The organism is Microtetraspora fusca, assembly GCF_001570365.1.
In the GTDB taxonomy this organism is placed as follows: domain Bacteria; phylum Actinomycetota; class Actinomycetes; order Streptosporangiales; family Streptosporangiaceae; genus Microtetraspora; species Microtetraspora fusca.
Genome location: NZ_BBYK01000051.1, coordinates 22,062 through 40,210 on the forward strand (window position 1 = coordinate 22,062; position 18,149 = coordinate 40,210).

At 69.3% G+C, this 18,149-nt stretch carries 17 protein-coding genes, 3 tRNA genes and 1 pseudogene; 8 read left to right on the forward strand and 13 right to left on the reverse strand.

What is annotated here, in order from left to right:
• Positions 1–120: 120 nt before the first annotated feature.
• Positions 121–852 (forward strand): TetR/AcrR family transcriptional regulator, encoded by a 732-nt coding sequence (locus AWQ68_RS21045; RefSeq protein WP_066942785.1) that lies wholly within the window; start codon positions 121–123, stop codon positions 850–852.
• Positions 853–986: 134 nt separating this feature from the next.
• Entirely contained in the window at positions 987–1,190 is a 204-nt protein-coding gene (locus tag AWQ68_RS21050) for a hypothetical protein (protein WP_066942787.1), read from the forward strand.
• A 370-nt stretch (positions 1,191–1,560) separates the two neighbouring features.
• Here the strand turns inward: AWQ68_RS21050 and AWQ68_RS21055 are convergent, their stop codons facing one another.
• From AWQ68_RS21055 to leuC, 4 genes are read right to left on the reverse strand one after another with little or no spacing between them, the layout of a single operon-like run.
• Positions 1,561–1,857 carry an HU family DNA-binding protein gene (locus AWQ68_RS21055; protein WP_066942789.1) on the reverse strand — a complete coding sequence of 99 codons (297 nt, stop codon included), beginning with the start codon at positions 1,855–1,857 and terminating at the stop codon, positions 1,561–1,563.
• A gap of 49 nt (positions 1,858–1,906) precedes the next feature.
• Positions 1,907–2,167 carry an SCO5555 family protein gene (locus AWQ68_RS21060; protein WP_066942791.1) on the reverse strand — a complete coding sequence of 87 codons (261 nt, stop codon included), beginning with the start codon at positions 2,165–2,167 and terminating at the stop codon, positions 1,907–1,909.
• Positions 2,146–2,733, reverse strand: coding sequence for a 3-isopropylmalate dehydratase small subunit (leuD, locus tag AWQ68_RS21065; RefSeq protein WP_066942793.1), 588 nt, complete (start codon positions 2,731–2,733; stop codon positions 2,146–2,148). Before leuD ends, AWQ68_RS21060 begins: the two co-directional genes overlap by 22 nt.
• Before the next feature lie 23 nt (positions 2,734–2,756).
• Positions 2,757–4,145 (reverse strand): 3-isopropylmalate dehydratase large subunit, encoded by a 1,389-nt coding sequence (gene leuC / locus AWQ68_RS21070; RefSeq protein WP_066942795.1) that lies wholly within the window; start codon positions 4,143–4,145, stop codon positions 2,757–2,759.
• A 136-nt stretch (positions 4,146–4,281) separates the two neighbouring features.
• Here leuC and AWQ68_RS21075 point away from each other — a divergent pair, with 136 nt between their 5' ends.
• Positions 4,282–4,998, forward strand: coding sequence for an IclR family transcriptional regulator (locus AWQ68_RS21075; RefSeq protein ID WP_066942797.1), 717 nt, complete (start codon positions 4,282–4,284; stop codon positions 4,996–4,998).
• Positions 4,999–5,034: 36 nt separating this feature from the next.
• Positions 5,035–6,735, forward strand: coding sequence for a hypothetical protein (locus AWQ68_RS21080; RefSeq protein WP_066942799.1), 1,701 nt, complete (start codon positions 5,035–5,037; stop codon positions 6,733–6,735).
• 127 nt (positions 6,736–6,862) lie between these two features.
• On the opposite strand, the gene AWQ68_RS21085 is transcribed toward AWQ68_RS21080, so the two are convergent.
• From AWQ68_RS21085 to AWQ68_RS21100, 5 genes and pseudogenes are all read right to left on the reverse strand, one after another.
• Positions 6,863–7,360 carry a PaaI family thioesterase gene (locus tag AWQ68_RS21085; protein WP_066942801.1) on the reverse strand — a complete coding sequence of 166 codons (498 nt, stop codon included), beginning with the start codon at positions 7,358–7,360 and terminating at the stop codon, positions 6,863–6,865.
• Between the two features lie 56 nt (positions 7,361–7,416).
• A pseudogene (locus tag AWQ68_RS45760) lies at positions 7,417–7,644 on the reverse strand (TlpA family (seleno)protein); the annotation flags it as partial.
• Between the two features lie 169 nt (positions 7,645–7,813).
• A tRNA-Glu gene (locus tag AWQ68_RS21090) sits at positions 7,814–7,886 on the reverse strand.
• 12 nt (positions 7,887–7,898) lie between these two features.
• Positions 7,899–7,974: transfer RNA gene (locus AWQ68_RS21095), tRNA-Glu, on the reverse strand.
• A gap of 65 nt (positions 7,975–8,039) precedes the next feature.
• Positions 8,040–8,111: transfer RNA gene (locus AWQ68_RS21100), tRNA-Gln, on the reverse strand.
• 171 nt (positions 8,112–8,282) lie between these two features.
• Here AWQ68_RS21100 and AWQ68_RS21105 point away from each other — a divergent pair.
• The gene (locus tag AWQ68_RS21105) at positions 8,283–10,262 is read left to right on the forward strand and encodes a M3 family metallopeptidase (RefSeq protein WP_066942803.1); all 1,980 of its coding nucleotides are present in this window, start codon (positions 8,283–8,285) and stop codon (positions 10,260–10,262) included.
• A gap of 73 nt (positions 10,263–10,335) precedes the next feature.
• On the opposite strand, the gene gltX is transcribed toward AWQ68_RS21105, so the two are convergent.
• Entirely contained in the window at positions 10,336–11,706 is a 1,371-nt protein-coding gene (gltX, locus tag AWQ68_RS21110) for a glutamate--tRNA ligase (protein ID WP_084464248.1), read from the reverse strand.
• Positions 11,699–12,469: a fumarylacetoacetate hydrolase family protein gene (locus tag AWQ68_RS21115; RefSeq protein ID WP_066942998.1), complete on the reverse strand. Its 771-nt coding sequence runs from the start codon at positions 12,467–12,469 to the stop codon at positions 11,699–11,701. Before AWQ68_RS21115 ends, gltX begins: the two co-directional genes overlap by 8 nt.
• Positions 12,470–12,622: 153 nt before the next feature.
• On the opposite strand from AWQ68_RS21115, the gene AWQ68_RS21120 reads away from it, so the two are divergent.
• Positions 12,623–12,994 (forward strand): antibiotic biosynthesis monooxygenase family protein, encoded by a 372-nt coding sequence (locus AWQ68_RS21120; RefSeq protein ID WP_066942805.1) that lies wholly within the window; start codon positions 12,623–12,625, stop codon positions 12,992–12,994.
• An 18-nt stretch (positions 12,995–13,012) separates the two neighbouring features.
• Here the strand turns inward: AWQ68_RS21120 and AWQ68_RS21125 are convergent, their stop codons facing one another.
• Positions 13,013–13,357, reverse strand: coding sequence for a VOC family protein (locus AWQ68_RS21125; RefSeq protein WP_066942807.1), 345 nt, complete (start codon positions 13,355–13,357; stop codon positions 13,013–13,015).
• 253 nt (positions 13,358–13,610) lie between these two features.
• Between AWQ68_RS21125 and AWQ68_RS21130 the strand changes: the two genes are divergently transcribed.
• Positions 13,611–15,296 carry a heparinase II/III domain-containing protein gene (locus AWQ68_RS21130; RefSeq protein ID WP_066942809.1) on the forward strand — a complete coding sequence of 562 codons (1,686 nt, stop codon included), beginning with the start codon at positions 13,611–13,613 and terminating at the stop codon, positions 15,294–15,296.
• A 282-nt stretch (positions 15,297–15,578) separates the two neighbouring features.
• On the opposite strand, the gene cimA is transcribed toward AWQ68_RS21130, so the two are convergent.
• A complete protein-coding gene (gene cimA, locus AWQ68_RS21135; RefSeq protein WP_066942811.1) occupies positions 15,579–17,153 on the reverse strand; it encodes a citramalate synthase in 1,575 nt (524 codons plus the stop codon).
• A 322-nt stretch (positions 17,154–17,475) separates the two neighbouring features.
• Between cimA and AWQ68_RS21140 the strand changes: the two genes are divergently transcribed.
• Positions 17,476–18,129, forward strand: coding sequence for an O-methyltransferase (locus AWQ68_RS21140; protein WP_066942813.1), 654 nt, complete (start codon positions 17,476–17,478; stop codon positions 18,127–18,129).
• Positions 18,130–18,149 lie beyond the last annotated feature (20 nt).

The window sequence follows — 18,149 nt, forward strand, 5'->3', positions numbered from 1 at the left end:
GAAAACGTGCGGTGTTCTCAAGATATATCTCCTTTACCGAGTGCACAAGATATATCTCGTTGCCGATCGCTGTTCGGTCTTGGTGAGCGATGTTCACTACCATGTGCGGCGGGAGGCCACATGACAGAGCCCGACATGCCCACACCGCCCTGGGAGCGAGCGCGCAGGCGACCCGCAAGGGTGCGCGTCCCCCTCACCCGGGAGCGCATCGTCGACGCCGCCTTCGTCGTACTCGACCAGGAGGGACTCGACGGGCTGAGCATGCGCCGGGTCGCCTCCGAGCTCGGCGTCGCGGTCTCCGCCCTCTACGCGCACGTCGACAACAAGGGCGAGCTGCTGGAGCTGATGTACCACCGGCTCTTCGACGGCTTCGAGCTGCCGGAGCCCGACCCCGAGCTCTGGCAGGAGCAGCTCAAGGACTTCGCGCGGGAGAGCCGCGCCCGGCTCCAGCGCCACCGCGACATGGCGCGCATCTCCATGGGGCAGGTGCCGTTCACCCCCGAGCTCCTGCGACATGTCGAGAGGCTGCTCGCCCTGCTGCGCACGGCCGGGGTGCCCGACCGCGTCGCGGCCATCGCCGGAGACATGCTCTCGACCTACATCGACGGCTTCGTCGCCGAGGAGGGCGTCTGGCAGGAGCGCTACCAGGGCGAAGACACCAAATCGTGGAGCGAGATCCGCGAAGACATGAAGGAGTATTTCGGAGCGCTCCCGCCCGACCGGTTCCCCAACATGCTCGCCGTGGCGAACCTCATGGTGGACGAGACCAACGACTATCGCTTCGATCTCGGACTCGACATCATCCTGCGCGGCCTCGCGTCCTATGTGAAAGAGCCGCCCGACGCGAGCTGAGCCGGAGCGGCGGCACGCCGGCCTCGGAGAGCCTCAGCGGGAGACGCGTTCCGGCCACCCCGCCCCGTGCGCCCGCCCGCCCGCCTCCCGGCGACGCATTATCCGCCCCGCGTCGGGACGAGTAGGCTGATCAGGTGCAGGCCACGGTGAAGACCTTCGACGACGCGACCCGCTCCGGGTCGGTGTTCCTGGACGACGGCACCGAGCTGCCGTTCGACACCGCCGCCTTCGACGCGGGTCCGCTGCGGCTGCTGCGCACCGGCCAGCGGGTGAACATCCTCCTCGACGGCGACCGCATCACCTACGTCACCCTCTCCACTTTCCCCGTGCCGCGCTGATCGGCCTCGCTGCGTCTATTTGCGCTCGCTTCGCTCGCGCGGGCTCGGGGCGCCCTCAGTCGATGTCTTCCCTCGTCGCTCGGAGTCGCTGTGCCTATTGGCCTCGCTTCGCTCGGCGGTTCGGGGCGCCCGAAGTCGGCTCGTGCCCTCCTCGCTCGGGACTCGTACCTCGCCCGCTCGCTCGTCGGTTACTTCACCGCCGCGCCCCTCACGTCCCTCGCTCCCCACTCGCTCCTCAGTCCAGACACCGCCGCGCCCCGAGCGTGATGGTTCGGCGCCGTAATGATCGATGGCGCTCGCGCGGGCTCGGGGTGGAAAAGCAGGACGGCGTCCGGATCATCCGGACGCCGTCCTCGGCCGAAAACCGCCGCTACTTCTTGGCCGACTTCTTCCCGCCTGCGTTGACGAGCTCCTTGAAGTCGTTTCCGGGGCGGAACTTGGGCCCCCAGCTCTCCTCGACCTTGATCGGCGCGCCGGTCGAAGGGTTCCGAGCCGTGCGGGCAGGCTTGTGGACCATCTCAAACGCGCCGAACCCGGTGATGGAGACCTTGTCCCCGCTGGCGACGGCGTGCTGGATGGCGTCGAGGATCGCGTTGACCGCCTCTGTGGCCGTCTTCTTGTCACCGACGCGATCCGTGATCGCGTCGACGAGTTCCTTCTTGTTCATTGGTTCCTCCCCCTTACGCGCTTGAAATTAGGGGACTCGTGCATGGGACTCAATCACCGTCCGATGCGTTTCGCCCACTCGCCGTGTCGGCTTCGCCGTCCAGATAGGCGATGAAGGCATCAAGCCGTGCGGTTGCGTGCTCCATGTCCTGTTTTGCCACGTTACAGATAGCAAGCAACCTGTGCGTCAGGCGGGTCCGCTCTTCGCGGGGCAGGTCCATCGCCCGGACGCGGCGGTGCGCCTCACGCAACCCCCGCGCCAGGTAGTCGTCCTCTAGCTGAAACTCGTTCAGACAGTCGTCGGCAGCCATGGCTGCCGTCCATTCTCATACACCGCGATGTCGTCGGCGTGACGCAGGGTCAGGCCGATGTCGTCCAGGCCCTCCATAAGCCGCCACCGGGTGTAGTCGTCGATCTCGAAGGACCAGGCCTCCGAGCCCAGCCTGACCTCGCGCTCGGCGAGGTCGACGGTGATCTCGACGGTGGGGTCGGCCTCGGCCGCGGCCTGCAGCCGCTCCACGACCTCCGAGGGCAGGATGACCGGGAGCAGGCCCATCTTCGTGGAGTTGTTGCGGAAGATGTCGCCGAAGCGGGCCGCGATCACGACGCGGAAGCCGTACTGCTGCAGCGCCCATACGGCGTGCTCGCGCGAGGAGCCGGTGCCGAAGTCGGGGCCGGACAGCAGGATCGAGGCGCCCTGGTAGACGGGGTTGTTGAGGATGAAGGACGGGTCCTCCCGCCAGGCGGCGAACAGCCCGTTCTCGAAGCCGGTACGGCTGACCTGCTTGAGCCAGACGGCCGGGATGATCTGGTCGGTGTCGACGTTGCTGCGGCGCAGGGGGACGGCCCTGCCGGTGTGGGTGGTGAAGGCTTCCATCGGTGGTCTTCCTCGAAAAGGGCCTAGGCCAGGTCTGCGGGAGCGGTCAGCTTGCCGGTGACGGCGGTCGCGGCGGCGACCTGCGGGGACACCAGGTGGGTGCGACCCCCCTTGCCCTGACGGCCCTCGAAGTTGCGGTTGGAGGTGGACGCGCTGCGCTCGCCCGGCTTCAGCGTGTCGGGGTTCATGCCGAGGCACATCGAGCAGCCCGCCTCACGCCACTCGGCTCCGGCGTCCTTGAACACCTGGTCCAGGCCCTCTTCCTCGGCGGCCTTCTTGACCTGCATGGACCCGGGCACGATCAGCGTACGGGTGACGACCTTGCGGCCGCGCAGGATGTCGGCGGCGGCGCGCAGGTCCTCCAGCCGGCCGTTGGTGCAGGAGCCCACGAAGACGGTGTCCACCGGGATCTCACCCAGCGGCGTCCCGGCGCTCAGGCCCATGTACTCGAGGGCGCGCTCGGCGGCGGACCGCTCGATCGGGTCGTCGAACTCCTCCGGCGAGGGGACGGCCGAGCCCAGCGGAGCGCCCTGGCCCGGGTTCGTGCCCCAGGTGACGAACGGCGTCAGCGTGGAGGCGTCGATCTCCACGACCTTGTCGAAGACGGCGTCGTCGTCGGTGCGCAGGCCCTTCCAGTACTCGACGGCCGCGTCCCAGGCCTCGCCCGACGGCGCGTGCGGCCGGCCCTTGAGGTAGGCGAACGTCGTCTCGTCCGGAGCGATCATGCCGGCCCGGGCGCCCGCCTCGATCGACATGTTGCAGACGGTCATCCGGCCCTCCATGGAGAGCTTGCGGATGGCCTCGCCGCGGTATTCGACGATGTAGCCCTGGCCGCCGCCGGTGCCGATCTTCGCGATGATGGCGAGGATCAGGTCCTTGGCCGTGACGCCCACCGGCAGCTCGCCGGTGACCTCGATGGCCATGGTCTTCGGCCGGTACGCGGGCAGCGTCTGGGTGGCCAGCACGTGCTCCACCTCGGAGGTGCCGATGCCGAAGGCGATGCCGCCGAAGGCGCCGTGCGTGGACGTGTGCGAGTCGCCGCAGACGATCGTCATGCCGGGCTGGGTCAGGCCGAACTGCGGGCCGATGATGTGGACCACGCCCTGGCCGGCGTCGCCCATGGGGTGCAGCCGGATGCCGAACTCGGCGGCGTTCTTGCGCAGCGTCTCGACCTGGGTGCGCGACACCGGGTCGGAGATGGGGCCGAGCACGGTCGGGACGTTGTGGTCCTCGGTCGCGATGGTGAGATCGGGCCGCCGCACCGTACGCCCCGCCATGCGCAGGCCGTCGAACGCCTGCGGGCTGGTCACCTCGTGGATGAGGTGGAGATCGATGTACAGCAGGTCCGGCTCGCCGTCGGCACGCCGCACGACGTGCTGCTCCCAGACTTTCTCGGCCAGTGTGCGACCCATGGTTGTGACGCCTCCTTGCGTTCGACCCCCCGACGTCTCTCATCATGAGACGGAAATATCGGGATATGGACAAGCCTACCGGGTAATCCGGACCATTGTGTTTGCGTCTCGGATCGCGAGACGGCAGTATCGGGGTATGGACAACTCTAGCGGAGTCGGAGTTCTCGACAAGGCCGTTCTCGTTCTCAACGCGCTGGAGGCGGGGCCCGCTTCCCTGGCGCAGCTCGTCCAGGCGACCGGCCTGGCCCGGCCCACGGCGCACCGCCTCGCCGTCGCCCTTGAGCACCACCGCATCGTCTCTCGCGACACGCAGGGGCGTTTCGTCTTGGGACCCCGGCTCTCGGAGTTGTCCACGGCCGCCGGCGAGGACCGTTTGCTCGCCGTCGCCGGGCCCGTTTTGACCCATCTGCGCGACCTCACCGGGGAGAGCGCCCAGCTCTATCGGCGCCAGGGTGACGAGCGCGTGTGCGTGGCCGCCGCCGAGCGCGCGAGCGGTCTGCGCGACACCGTACCCGTCGGGTCCGCATTGCCGATGACCGCGGGCTCGGCCGCGCAGATCCTGCTCGCCTGGGAGGAGCCCGACCGGCTGCACCGCGGCCTGCGCGGCGCCAAGTTCACCGCCGCCACGCTCGCCAGCGTACGCAGGCGGGGATGGGCGCACAGCGTGGGAGAGCGGGAGCAGGGCGTCGCGAGCGTCTCGGCCCCCATCCGGGGCGCGGGCGGCAAGGTCATCGCCGCGGTGTCCGTGTCCGGGCCGATCGAGCGGCTCACCCGCACGCCGGGGCGGATGCACGCCGCCCCGGTCGTGGCCGCCGCGGAACGGATCACCGAGGCGATGCGGCGCGCTAACTGATTAGAGAGCATGCCCGGTTAGCCCTAGGCTGGCGGGGTGACAGACCGCATTGAGGCAGCCGCCGCTGAACTGCGTCCACTGCTGCAGGAGTTCATCCTCTGGGCTCCCGCCAACGCTCCGGGCACCAAGCCGGACCTGGTCGGCCCGGCCGTTCTCTGGCATCGCCTGGATGCCCGCGACGACGTGGGGCTGTGGCAGGCGGGCGACCTGCGCGCCGTCCTGCTCGAGCGCATTCCGCAGGTCGTCGAGGACCCCGACGAGGCCGCCGACGGCATGATCCCCGCGCTGCGGTCCTATCTGACGTTCCTGTCCGAGACCGGCCGCCTGGCGAAGGGGTCGGCCTCGCTGGACGCCCTCCTGGGCGAGCTCGGCGAGATCGAGGACGACTTCGTCGAGGCGATGGAGGACGTGCTCGCCGAGCGCGACTGGGACGAGGAGGAGGACGAGTTCGAGGACGACGAGGACGAGAGCCTCGGCGACTTCGAACCCTTCGCCGACGAGATCGCCGACCTTCCGACCATCCGGTTGCGTCCGGACTCCGAGCTGGCGGCGGCGGCCCGCGGGGTCACGCTCATCGCCCAGGCCCGCGATCTCGCGCTCTGGGTCGGCTCCGGCCGCAAGGTCGGCGAGGAGACCCTGCTCACCGAGGAAGAGGTCAAGGAGGCGGTGCGCAGCGTCGGGCTGAGCGACGCCCAGACGCTGTGGAACCTCTGGAACCTCGCCATCGACCTGGAGTTCCTCGCCCCGGACGACGACGACACGGTCAGCGTCGACGCCGACACCGCCGCCTGGCCGTTCGAGGACGACGACGACGTGCTCGACGCCTGGCTGCTCGGCCTCCACTCGGTCGACTACGGCGACCCCGAGCTGGACGACGACGATCTGACCCTCGCCCTGTCGGGGCTGACCCGCGCGCTGCTGGTCCGCGTGCTGGTCAACGGCGGCTCGCGCTCCGTCGGAGAGCTGCGCGAGGAGCTGGCCGAGGCGGTCACCGAGTACGACGACCTCGGCCCCGACGCCTGGGCCGCCGCCGGCGACCCGCTGGCGCCGGTGCTCACCTGGCTGACCGGCTACGGCATGGTGACCGTCGAGGGCGACGAGGTGCGTCTCACGCCTCTCGGCGTGGAAGGCGTGGTCCACATGGTGGACGACGCCGACATCGACATCGACGCCCGGCCCGCCATCGACGCGATGACCGCGCTCGACCTGCTGACGCTGAGCGCCGACCTGCCGGAGGAGGAGGCGGACGCGGAGTTCGCCGCCTGGCTCGGCCTGCGTGAACCCGCCCGGGCCGCCGCCGAGCTGCTCGAAGCCGCCGCGGAGGACGATGCCGACGCCCTGGTCCGGGTGCAGGCGGCCAGCCTGGTCGGCTCCCTCGGCGAGGTGGCCGTGCCCGCCTGGTCCGAGGCGCTCAAGGTGCCCTCGCTCCGGCCGTACGCCGCGACGCACCTCACCCAGCTGGACGTCGAGGACGCGCCCGAGCCCACCCAGGCCGACACGCACTGGCTCATCCTCGACATGTGGACGCTTTCGGCGGGGCTCGGCCGCGCGGAGTTCGTCAGCAGCCTGCACGACATCGGCCCCGCGCAGCAGATCATCGGCCTGCTCGACGTGATCTGGAAGGTGCCTCACCCGCACCTGGAGGAGCTGCTCGAAGCCGTCGGCGAGGCCCACCCGGACAAGCAGGTGGGCAAGGCCGCCAAGCGGGCGCTCTTCAAGGCCCGGTCGCGCGGCTAGGCGGCGTTCCACGGCCTCGGAAGGCATGAAGAAGGGGCACGACCCGGCGGGGTCGTGCCCCCTTCTTCATGCCCGCTGTCATGTCCGCGACAACCGCCGCCGGGGCCTGTCCGCGGCGGCGGGACCATCAGCGCATCGCGAAAACGGCGCACGTCGTCGTGCCGTGCGCGTACAGCTTGCCGTCGTCCGAGCCGACCAGCCGCCCCTCGGCGGTCGCGACGGTCCGGCCCACGTGTACGGCTTTCGCCTCGCACCGCAGGAGCCCGGTGTGCGCGAAGGCCGGGCGGACCATGTGCACGTTCAACTGGGTGGTCGTGTAGGCCGTCCCGGCCGGGAGCATGGTCATGACGGCGCACCCCAGGGCCGAGTCGAGCAGGGTGGCGAAGTAGCCCCCGTGCACGGAGCCCATCGGGTTGTACTGGTGCTCTCCCGTCTCCCCCTCGAAGATCGCCACCCCGGGCTCGACCTTCAGCAGCGTGAAACCCAGCGTGCCGGCGATCGGCGGAGCCGCGAGCACGCCGTCGAGCATGGCGCGGAGGAACTCCAGGCCGCTCAACTCCGCGACGTCCCCCGGCAATGTCGACGGGGCCCAGCTGTGCGTGCGCGAGCGCAGTGTGGTGGTCATGAGTCTGATTTTGGAACCCAGGTGCCGTCCGACGCAACCCGCGCTTCCCCGTCGGGTCACCGCTCCCCCGCCCAGTCGGGCAGCGGTCGGTAGATCGGCGTCCCACTCGCCTCAAGCTCGGCGCGAAGCCGGAAGTACTCGTCCCCGAACGGATCCACACCGTCGAGAGGCATCAGCCCGCGGCGGATGGCGACGTCGTGCGGCGCCAGCTCGGCCGCCCGGCGGGCGTGCGTTCCCAGCCGAGGACCTTCTCTCCGGCCGGAACGGTCAGACCCGGGACGGCCTCCTCGCGGCCGTCCGCCAGCAATGTGAACATCGACACACCTCATTAGATAGTCCGACTCTCCAATTATTGGATAGCAGCGCTGTCCAGTCAACGAGACGGGAGTCGGGAAGTGGAACGATGACAACGAAAAACCCCCGGAACGAACGTTCCGAGGGTGGAGGAAAAAGTAGTCCCGAGCGGATTCGAACCGCCGTTACCGCCTTGAGAGGGCGGCGTCCTAGGCCACTAGACGACGGGACCTCGCAGTGTGTGTGGTAGTCCCGAGCGGATTCGAACCGCCGCTACCGCCTTGAGAGGGCGGCGTCCTGGGCCACTAGACGACGGGACCATACACACTGTGATCGGAGCCGGGGGGAACCCGAATCCGTAGCATCTCCCGAAGGAGGGATGCAGCTGGGGTACCAGGACTCGAACCTAGACTAACTGAACCAGAATCAGTCGTGCTGCCAATTGCACTATACCCCATCGTTTCGCTCGCCCCTGGGGGCTCGCTGGCGACTCCGAAAGAATAGCCCAGCTTGCGGCCCACCACCAAAACGATTGCCCGCGTGGCTCCACATCACTGCTCACGGCCCTCGCTGTGCCAGGCTGAGAAGTGCCACCAGCGTCGAGAACAGCGATGAGGAGCAGCCCCCGATGACCCAGACGGCGAACCCGTTTCTGAGCCCCAGCTCGCTGCCGTACCAACTCCCTCCCTTCCAGGAGATCAGGGAGGAGCACTACGTTCCGGCGTTCGAGCAGGGGATGGCCGAGCACCTCGCCGAGATCGCGGCGATCGCGGACAACCCCGAGCCGCCGACCTTCGAGAACACCATCGAGGCCCTGGAGCGGTCCGGCCGGCTCCTCGACCGCGTTGTGACGGTCTTCTTCAACCAGGCGTCCTCCGACACCACACCGGGCGTCCAGGAGATCGAGAAGGGCGTCACGCCCAAGCTGTCCAAGCACGGCGACGCCATCCACCTGAACCCCCGGCTGTTCGCCCGCATCCGGGCCGTACAGGCGGCGAACGAGGAACAGCAGTGGCTCCTCGAGCGCTACCTCACCGACTTCATCCGGGCGGGAGCCGAGCTGGGCGAGGAGGAGCAGGCGCGGCTCAGGGAGCTCAACGAGGAGCTGTCCACCCTGGCGACCACCTTCCAGCAGAACCTGCTCGCCGACACCAACGCGCGGGCGGTCATCGTCGAGGACGTCGCCGAGCTCGACGGGCTCTCCCCCGACGCCGTACAGGGCCTCCAGGAGACCGCCAAGGAGCGGGGTCTGGACGCCGGCTACCTGGTCGCCCTCGCCCTGCCCACCCGCCAGCCCGCGCTCTCCGAGCTCACCCACAGGGGGCTGCGTGAGCGGATCCACAAGGCGTCCGTCGGCCGCGGGGCGGACAACGCCGAGCTGATCACCCGGGTCGCCAGGCTGCGCGAGGAGCGGGCCAGGCTGCTCGGCTACGCCAACCACGCCGAGTACGTCCTCGCGGACCAGACGGCCGGATCCACGCAGGCGGTCACCGACATGCTGAGCCGGCTCGTCCCGCCGGCCGTGGCCAACGCCCGCAAGGAGCAGTCCGACCTGGAGGAGATCGCCGGGCACGCGATCCAGCCCTGGGACTGGGAGTTCTACGCCGAGAAGGTGCGCAAGGCCCGGTACGACATCGACAGCTCCCGGATGCGCCCCTACTTCGAGCTGAACAGCGTCCTGGAACGCGGCGTCTTCTACGCGGCGCAGCGGCTGTACGGCCTCACCTTCCGGGAGCGGGCGGACCTGCAGGGCTACCACCCGGACGTCCGGGTCTTCGAGGTGTTCAACGAGGACGGCTCGCCGCTCGGCCTGTTCCTCGGGGACTTCTTCGCCCGCGCCTCCAAGCGCGGCGGGGCCTGGATGAACAGCCTGGTCAAGCAGTCGGCCCTGGACGGCACCCGCCCGGTCGTGGTCAACAACCTCAACATCGTCAAGGGCGAGCCGACCCTGCTGACCTTCGACGAGGTCAACACGATGTTCCACGAGTTCGGCCACGCCCTGCACGGCCTGTTCTCCGACGTGCACTACCCCCGGTTCTCCGGTACGGCGGTGCCGAGGGACTTCGTGGAGTACCCCTCGCAGGTCAACGAGATGTGGGCGACCGACCCGGAGATCCTGGCGAACTACGCCAAGCACTACGAGACCGGCGAGCCCATGCCGCAGGAGCTCGTGGACCGGATGCTGGAGTCGCAGAAGTTCAACCAGGGCTTCGCCACGGTCGAGTACCTCGCCGCGACGCTGCTGGACTGGGCCTGGCACACCTCCTACACCGGCGGCGACGCCGAGACCTTCGAGGCCGAGGCGCTGCGGAACGCGGGCGTTGACGTGCCCGCCGTGCCGCCGCGCTACCGGAGCACCTACTTCGCGCACATCTGGTCGAGCGGCTACAGCGCGGGCTACTACTCCTACATCTGGAGCGAGGTCCTCGACGCCGACACGGTCGAGTGGTTCAAGGAGAACGGCGGGCTGCGCCGGGAGAACGGCGACCGGTTCCGGCAGCGGCTGCTGTCCAGGGGCGGCAGCGTGGAGGCCCTGACGGCGTTCCGCGACTTCCGTGGTCGCGACCCGCAGATCGAGCCCCTGCTCGCCCGCCGCGGCCTGATCTGATGTGACAGGCGCCGTGATGTGAAAGACGCCGCTTCGCCGGTCGGCAGCACCGACCGGCGAAGCGGCGTCCGGGTCAGGAGAGCCTGGCCAGGGCCGTACGCAGCCGCTCCAGGGAGCGCTCGCGGCCGAGGACCTCGATCGACTCGAACAGCGGGAGGCCGACCGTACGGCCGGTGACGGCCACACGGACCGGCGCCTGGGCCTTGCCCAGCTTGAGGCCGTGCGCGGCGCCGACCTCCTCCAGGGCGGTCTTGAGCGACTCGGGGTCCCAGTTCACGTCCTGCAGCCGCTCGGCGTAATCACTGAGGATCTCGGTCGCGCCCGGCTTCATCGCCTTGTCCCACGACGCCTGGTCGTGGACGGGGGCCTCCAGGAAGAGGAAGTCCACGTTCGCGGTGACCTCGGACAGCACCGCGATGCGGGTCTGGACCAGCTCCGCCACCCGGGCGAAGGTCGTCCGGTCCCAGCTCGGGTCGAGCCAGGGGTCGCAGCGCTGGATGAAGATGTCGAGGGGCAGCGCCCGAATGTACTCGCCGTTGAAGGCGCGCAGCTTCTTCTCGTCGAAGAACGCCGGGGACGGGTTCACGTCCTCCAGGCGGAACATCGGCATCATCTCCGACCACGGCATGATCTCGCGGTCGTCGCCGGGGCCCCAGCCGAGCAGCATGAGGTAGTTGACCATCGCCTCGGCGAGGTATCCCTCGTCGCGGTAGGACTCCAGGGCCACCTTGTCGCGCCGCTTGGACAGCTTCTGCCGCTTCTCGTTGACGATGACCGGGATGTGCGCCCAGACCGGCGGCGTGGCGCCCATCGCCTCCCACAGGAGCTGCTGCTTGGGCGTGTTCGACAGGTGCTCCTCCGCGCGCATGACGTGGGAGATCCGCATCTCGATGTCGTCGATCACGTTGGCGAGGTTGAACAGCGGCGACCCGTCGGCGCGCACGATGACGAAGTCCTCCATGGCCGCGTTCGGGAACTCGACCCGCCCGCGGACCATGTCGTTCACCACGGTCACGCCCTCGTCCGGGGTGCGGAACCGCACCGCGCCCTCGGTGAGGCCGCGGTCCCGGCAGAAGCCGTCGTAGCCCTGGTGCTCGGAGCCTGTCCTGGCCTTCACGTCGTCGCGCGTGCAGGCGCAGTGGTAGGCCCTGCCGTCCTTGAGCAGCTTGGCCGCCGCCTCGCGGTGCTGCGCCTCGTACGCGGACTGGAAGTAGGGGCCCTCGAAGTGCGGGGAGTCGCCGCTGATGCCGATCCAGGCGAGCGCGGAGATGATGCCCTCGGTCCACTCGGGCCGGTTGCGCGCCGCGTCGGTGTCCTCGATGCGGAGCACGAACGTGCCCCCGGACTGTTCGGCGAGCGCCCAGTTGTAGAGCGCGGAACGGGCGCCGCCGACATGGAACATGCCGGTGGGCGAGGGCGCGAAGCGGACACGCAGGTCAGTCACGAGAGATCACCCGGTTGGTGAGAGTTCCGATTCCTTCGATGCCGACGCTGACCTCGTCACCGACGGCCAGGGGCCCGACGCCGGCGGGCGTGCCGGTCAGGATGACGTCGCCGGGCAGCAGCGTCATGACGGCGCTCACGTACGCGATGAGCGCCGGGATGTCGTGCAGCAGGAGCGAGGTGCGCGCGCTCTGCCGGAGCTCGCCGTTCACGCTGGTCGTGAGGGCGAGGTCGCCCGGGTCGAGGTCGGTCTCGATCCACGGGCCGATCGGGCAGAAGGTGTCGAAGCCCTTCGCCCTGCTCCACTGGCCGTCCCGCTGCTGCAGGTCGCGCGCGGTCACGTCGTTCGCGCAGGTGTATCCGAAGATCACCTCGTGTGCCCGCTCCACCGGTACGTCCCGGCAGAGCCGCCCGATGACCACGGCCAGCTCGCCCTCGTAGTCGACCCGCTGCGACAGCTTCGCCGGGTACGCGATGGCCTCGCCGGGGCCGATCACCGAGGTGCTCGGCTTGAGGAAGACGAGCGGCTCCTCCGGCGCCTCGCCGCCCATCTCGCGCGCGTGGTCGGCGTAGTTCTTGCCGACTGCAACGATCTTGCTGGGCAACATCGGCGCGACGAGCCTGACCTCGGCGACCGGATATCTGTCCCCGGCGAACTCGACACCGCCGAAGGGGTGGCCGTCGATCCTGGCGACGACCTCCCCGCTTTCTTCAACCACGCCGAAGGCGACACCGTCGCCTTTGGAGAACCTCGCGATACGCACGGTCACAAGGCTAGTGCCGCTCGCCGGTTGCTCACGTACCGCGCCCCCGGCTTGTGGCGCCCCGGGGGCGGGAAGGCCGTGGCGCGTCCCGGGGGCGAACCGTACGGCTCGTAGTGTGGCCGTGTCGGAATTCATCCACGGGAGGAGCCTGCGATGTCGGTCGTGAAGATCAACGTGTTGACGGTGAGCGCGGAGATGCGCGAGGAGTTGGAGAAGCGCTTCGCCAACCGCGCCGGCATGGTGGAGGCGGCCGACGGCTTCGAGTGGTTCGAGCTGCTCCGGCCGGTCGAGGGCACGGACCGGTACATGGTCTACACGCGCTGGCGCAGCGAGGAGGACTTCCAGCGCTGGCAGAGCAGCCGGGCCTTCCAGTCCGGTCACGCGCAGGCCGCCGCCGAGGCCGGCGCGCAGGGACACGGGCACGGTCACGGGCAGGGTCACGGGCACGGCCAGGGTCCGGCCGCGTCCGGGTCCGAGATCTGGTCCTTCGAGGTCGTGCAGAGCGCCTCGCCCAAGCGCGACTGAGGCCCCGGCGCGCCGGGCTCATATGGCGGTGGGGTGGCGGGGCTCGTACAGGCCGATCTCGGCGCCGCCGGGCAGGCGGAACCCGGTGACGAGGCCGTACCCCTCGTCACCGACCTCCCGGGTGAACGTCACCCCCTTGGCCGTCAGCTCGCGGACCGTGTCGGCGATCCGGTCGCACATCAGGTAGAGGTCGAACATCGGCCGGTCCCGGGTGGGATGCACCCCCAGTTCGGCGGGCGGCAGGCGGAAGATCAGCCAGCCGCCCCCGGCGTCGACGTTCCGCAGCCCGAGCACGTCTCGGAGGAAGGCCCGGTCGGCGTCCGGATCGTGGCTGTACAGCAGCCAGTGCGCACCTTTGATCATGGCTTCCCCCTTTCTGTGGACTTCTTCCCGGGCCGTCCCCGTACGAGGTCAAGCGTCCAGCGGATTCGCGGCAATTCGCGCGCAGATACCGCCCCTGAGGTTCGAGCCCCGCCACCGAACTCTTCGGATCGCGTGACGACCGTGCGGCATGGCCCTCACATCCTGCTAACAATGGTCATCTGCGACTTGACCGATAACGGGCATTCGGCCAGCATGATCACCCTCCCTCGTCCGTGACCCGGAAGGACCTTGCGTGCGTACCCGCGCTCGAGCCCTCGGTCTGATCTCCGCGCTGGCCCTCACCGGCGGCACGTTCGCCGCCGTGCCCGCCGAGGCCTCCCAGTCCGCCCAGACCCCCACTCGTACGCCCGAGTGCCAGGGGGACTGGCTGCCGGCGACGCCGACCTCCGAGGACGTGATGAGCGGGCAGCTCTCCTTCCTGGACCGCCCGGCCGTCAAGATCGGCACGAAGATCGACTGGAACCTCGACCCGTACAAGAGCCGGTCGTGGCAGATGGTGTTCCAGTCACTGCGGTGGATGGGGCGGCTGGTGGCCGACTACGAGGCCACCGGCAAGCAGGCGTACCTCACCCGCGCGACCGAGATCGCCAAGGACTGGGTCGAGAAGAACCCCTACGGCGGCCGGTCCACCAACAAGTACGCCTGGAGCGACCACCCGACCGCGCTGCGCGCGCCCGCGCTGGTCTGCCTGAGCAGGTACGTCCCCGACGCCTGGCTCAAGGACAGCCTCGCCGTACACGCGAAGCTGCTGGCCGACCCGCGCTTCTACAAGGCCGGGCACAACCACGGCCTCGACCAGGACATCGGCCTGCTGCGCATCGGCTGCCGCTACAACCAGAAGGGCTGGAAGGACCTCGCCCTCTCCCGCATGGTCAAGTCGATGAAGCTCGACATCGACTCCGAGGGATCGCTGAGGGAGCAGGCCCCGCGGTACGCGATCTACGTGCACGACCGGCTGCGCGTCGCGACGGACACCATCAAGGACTGCGGCCTCAAGGTGCCCGACGACCTCGCCAAGCGCTGGGACGGCCTGCCCAAGCACATCAGCGCCGCCACGCAGCCCAACGGGTACATGGTGCCGCTCGGGGACGGCGCGCCGGACGTCCAGCCCGCCGGGTTCGCCCACTCCACCGAGACCGTGCAGGTGTTCAAGGCCGGATACGTCTTCGGCCGTACGGCCTGGGGCGATCCGCAGTCGGCCTACTACTCGATCAGGTTCGGGCCGGGCATGAAGTTCCACGGCCATGAGGACCACCTGGGGGTGACCTACTATGCCCAGGGCCGCGACGTGCTGACCGAGGCCGGGTTCCACTCCTACGAGAACAACCCGTACCGGCGCTGGACGATGACGCCCGAGGCGCACAACGTCCCCGTGGTGGTGGGGAAGCCGTTCCGCGGCCGCACGCCGTCGTCGCTGGTCCGCCGCTCGATCGACAAGGACCGTCAGTCGTTCACCCTGACCGACAAGGCGTACGGCGTCGGCCGTACCAGGGCGGTGCTCGTGAACCACGACCAGGACGTCATGGCGGTGCTGGACACGACGGACGGCGGCAAGGTGCGCAACCTGTGGCACTTCGACCCGTCGCTGAAGGTCTACTCCAACGGCGGCGGCCGCGTCGTGGTCGGCGAGGGATCGTGGCGGGCGACGCTGGTGCAGCTCGCCCTGCCCTCATGCAAGCCGATCGGCGGCCAGAAGGTGGTCCGCGGCCAGACCAACCCCTACCAGGGGTGGATCTCCCCCGCCTACATGAAGAAGGTCGCCGCCCCGGCTGTGATCTCGCCCGCGGCCTCGTCGCTGCTCACGATCGTCGTGCCCGGTACGGCGAAGCCCGAGGTGAGCTGCTCGGGCCGTACGGTGATCGTCCACACCGCCGACGGCCCGACCAGCTTCAAGATCTCCGGCTCCGACCTCGTCTGATCCCCCCGCCACCTTCACATCGGGGGATCAGACGACGCCCGCACACAGCCGTGGAGCGGAGTGCGGGCGCCGGAACAGCCATCCGCCGCAGCGCAGCGGCGCCCACCTCCGGCCAGGCCTCAGCCCCCAGCCCACCGAGCACCGCGAGGGGCGCGGCGGTGTCTGGACTGAGGAGCGAGCGGGGAGCGAGGGACGAGCGACGCCGAGCGACGAGGGAAGACATCGCCTGAAAGCGCCCCGAGCCCGCCGAGCGAAGCGAGGCAAACAGACACAGCGAGGCGATCAGGCACTGTGGCCGGCGCGGAGGAGTCCGTAGGTGACGGCCTGCTCCAGGGCCTGCCAGGACGCCTCGACGATGTTCTCGGCGACGCCCACGGTGGACCAGTCACCGGTGGCGTCGCTGGAGGTGATGAGCACCCGGGTGATGGCGTCGGTGCCGTGGGTGCCCTCCAGGATGCGGACCTTGAAGTCGATGAGCTCCACCTCGGCGAGCTCGGGGTAGAGCTTCTCCAGCGCGAGCCGTACGGCCTTGTCGAGGGCGTTGACGGGGCCGTTTCCCTCGCCGGTGGCGACGATCCGCTCGCCCTTGGCGTGCAGCTTGACCGTGGCCTCGCTCGCGACCTCGCCGGTCGGGCGCCGCTCGACGATGACCCGCCAGGACTCGACGGAGAAGTGGCGCCTGCGCTCCCCGGCGACGGTGTCGCGCAGCAGCAGTTCGAAGGACGCGTCGGCGGCCTCGAAGGTGTGCCCGCGCGACTCCAGGTCCTTGACGCGCTCGACGAGCTGGCGGGACTGGTCGGAGGTCAGGTCGTAGCCCAGCTCCCGGCCCTTGAGCTCGACGGAGGCCCGGCCCGCCATGTCCGAGACGAGCATGCGCATGTCGTTGCCGACCATGGACGGGTCGATGTGCTGGTAGAGGTTGGGGTCGACCTTGATGGCCGAGGCGTGCAGCCCCGCCTTGTGCGCGAAGGCCGACGTCCCGACGTACGGCTGGTGCGAGTTGGGCGTGACGTTGGTGACCTCGGTGATCGCGTGCGCGATGCGGGTCATGTCCCGGAGCGACTCCGGGGGGACGAGGTCGAACCCCTTCTTGAGCTGGAGGTTCGCCACGACCGTGAACAGGTTGGCGTTGCCCGAGCGCTCGCCGTACCCGTTGGCGCAGCCCTGCACGTGGGTGGCGCCGGCCTTGACGGCGGCCAGCGTGTTGGCGACGGCGCAGCCGGTGTCGTCGTGGCAGTGGATGCCGACGCGCGCGCCGGTCGACACGGCGGCGTGGACGACGTCGGCCAGCTCGTCGGGGAGCATGCCTCCGTTGGTGTCGCAGAGCGCGATGACGGACGCCCCGGCCTCGGCCGCCGTACGGAGAACCTCCAGGGCGTAGTCCGGGTTGGAGGCGTAGCCGTCGAAGAAGTGCTCGGCGTCGAGGAAGACTCGCTGGCCCTCCGCACGCAGGTGGGAGACGGTGTCGCGGATCATCGCGAGGTTCTCCTTGAGCGTGGTGCGGAGGGCCAGCTCAACGTGCCTGTCGTGACTCTTCGCGACGAGTGTCACGACGGGTGCGCCGGATTCGCGCAACGCGGCCACCAGGGGGTCGTCGGCGGCCTTCACTCCGGCCCGGCGGGTCGCGCCGAACGCGGCGAGTTGCGCGTGCTTCAGGTCGAGCTCTGTTCGAGCCCGCCGGAAGAACTCGGTGTCCTTCGGGTTCGCGCCCGGCCAGCCGCCCTCGATGAAGCCCACGCCGAGGCCGTCCAGGTGACGGGCGACGGCCAGCTTGTCGGCGACCGTCAGGTTCAAGCCTTCCTGCTGGGCCCCGTCACGCAGTGTCGTGTCGTACACATGGAAGCGGTCATCGGCCATTTCTTGGTTTCTCCTTCGCGGGGTGGTCCTCGCCGCGCGCGGTCATCGCTCGTTCTGTGCCGGAAAACACAAAAGACCCCTCACGGACGTGAGAGGTCTGCGCGCTGGCGTTGTCCCGATGTCAGCCAGCGCGCCTGCCGATAATGAGCAGACCGTAGAACATGGTGCCTTGAAGTCTGCCACATGCCGTGACCCGGCCGGTACATTCGTCTCACGATCCGAGACATCAATCTTGTGTTGCGACTTACACCCTACGTGAGCTGGAAAGATGCCCAGCCTGACGATCTCGGACGTCGGACTGCGCGCGAACTAAGGTGATGCCATGAAGGCCGATAACTTTGTCGACGCGGCCGTCGCCGCGTACACCGTCGAGCACACCACTCCGCCGGACGACGTGCTCCTCAGCCTGGCCGAGGAGACGGCGAGGCTGACCGGCGGCGACGCCGTCATGCAGATCTCCCCCGAGCAGGGGACGCTGCTCACCATGCTCGTGCAGATCAGCGGCGCCCGCCGGGCCGTGGAGGTCGGCACGTTCACCGGCTACTCGTCGATCTGCATCGCCCGCGGCCTGCCCGAGGACGGCCGGCTGATCGCCTGCGACGTGAGCGAGGACTGGACGTCGGTCGCGCGACGCTATTGGGAGAAGGCGGGCGTGGCCCACAAGATCGAGCTGCGTCTCGGGCCGGCGGCGGACACGCTCCGCGCGATGCCCGAGGAGGCAAGTTTCGACTTCGCGTTCATAGACGCGGACAAGCGGGGATACCGCGCGTACTACGAGGAGATCCTGGCCCGGCTCGTCCCCGGCGGGGTGATCTGCGTGGACAACACCCTGCAGAGCGGCGCGATCGTGGACCCCGGCGCGGGTGGCAACGTACCGGTGATGCGGGAGTTCAACGACTTCGTCGCCAGCGACGATCGGGTGACGACCGCCCTACTCCCGGTCGCCGACGGCCTCACCCTCATCCGCAAGATCTGACATCCCGGAACTCCAGGTAC

What these genes read in the sequence shown, in the direction of transcription:
- cimA (WP_066942811.1), bottom strand. Translation starts at nt 17,153, where the DNA reads ATGGCCGATGACCGCTTCCATGTGTACGACACGACACTGCGTGACGGG.
- AWQ68_RS21055 (WP_066942789.1), bottom strand. Translation starts at nt 1,857, where the DNA reads ATGAACAAGAAGGAACTCGTCGACGCGATCACGGATCGCGTCGGTGAC.
- AWQ68_RS21120 (WP_066942805.1), top strand. Translation starts at nt 12,623, where the DNA reads ATGTCGGTCGTGAAGATCAACGTGTTGACGGTGAGCGCGGAGATGCGC.
- AWQ68_RS21075 (WP_066942797.1), top strand. Translation starts at nt 4,282, where the DNA reads ATGGACAACTCTAGCGGAGTCGGAGTTCTCGACAAGGCCGTTCTCGTT.
- AWQ68_RS21105 (WP_066942803.1), top strand. Translation starts at nt 8,283, where the DNA reads ATGACCCAGACGGCGAACCCGTTTCTGAGCCCCAGCTCGCTGCCGTAC.
- leuD (WP_066942793.1), bottom strand. Translation starts at nt 2,733, where the DNA reads ATGGAAGCCTTCACCACCCACACCGGCAGGGCCGTCCCCCTGCGCCGC.
- AWQ68_RS21125 (WP_066942807.1), bottom strand. Translation starts at nt 13,357, where the DNA reads ATGATCAAAGGTGCGCACTGGCTGCTGTACAGCCACGATCCGGACGCC.
- AWQ68_RS21060 (WP_066942791.1), bottom strand. Translation starts at nt 2,167, where the DNA reads ATGGCTGCCGACGACTGTCTGAACGAGTTTCAGCTAGAGGACGACTAC.
- AWQ68_RS21085 (WP_066942801.1), bottom strand. Translation starts at nt 7,360, where the DNA reads ATGACCACCACACTGCGCTCGCGCACGCACAGCTGGGCCCCGTCGACA.
- AWQ68_RS21140 (WP_066942813.1), top strand. Translation starts at nt 17,476, where the DNA reads ATGAAGGCCGATAACTTTGTCGACGCGGCCGTCGCCGCGTACACCGTC.
- leuC (WP_066942795.1), bottom strand. Translation starts at nt 4,145, where the DNA reads ATGGGTCGCACACTGGCCGAGAAAGTCTGGGAGCAGCACGTCGTGCGG.
- AWQ68_RS21045 (WP_066942785.1), top strand. Translation starts at nt 121, where the DNA reads ATGACAGAGCCCGACATGCCCACACCGCCCTGGGAGCGAGCGCGCAGG.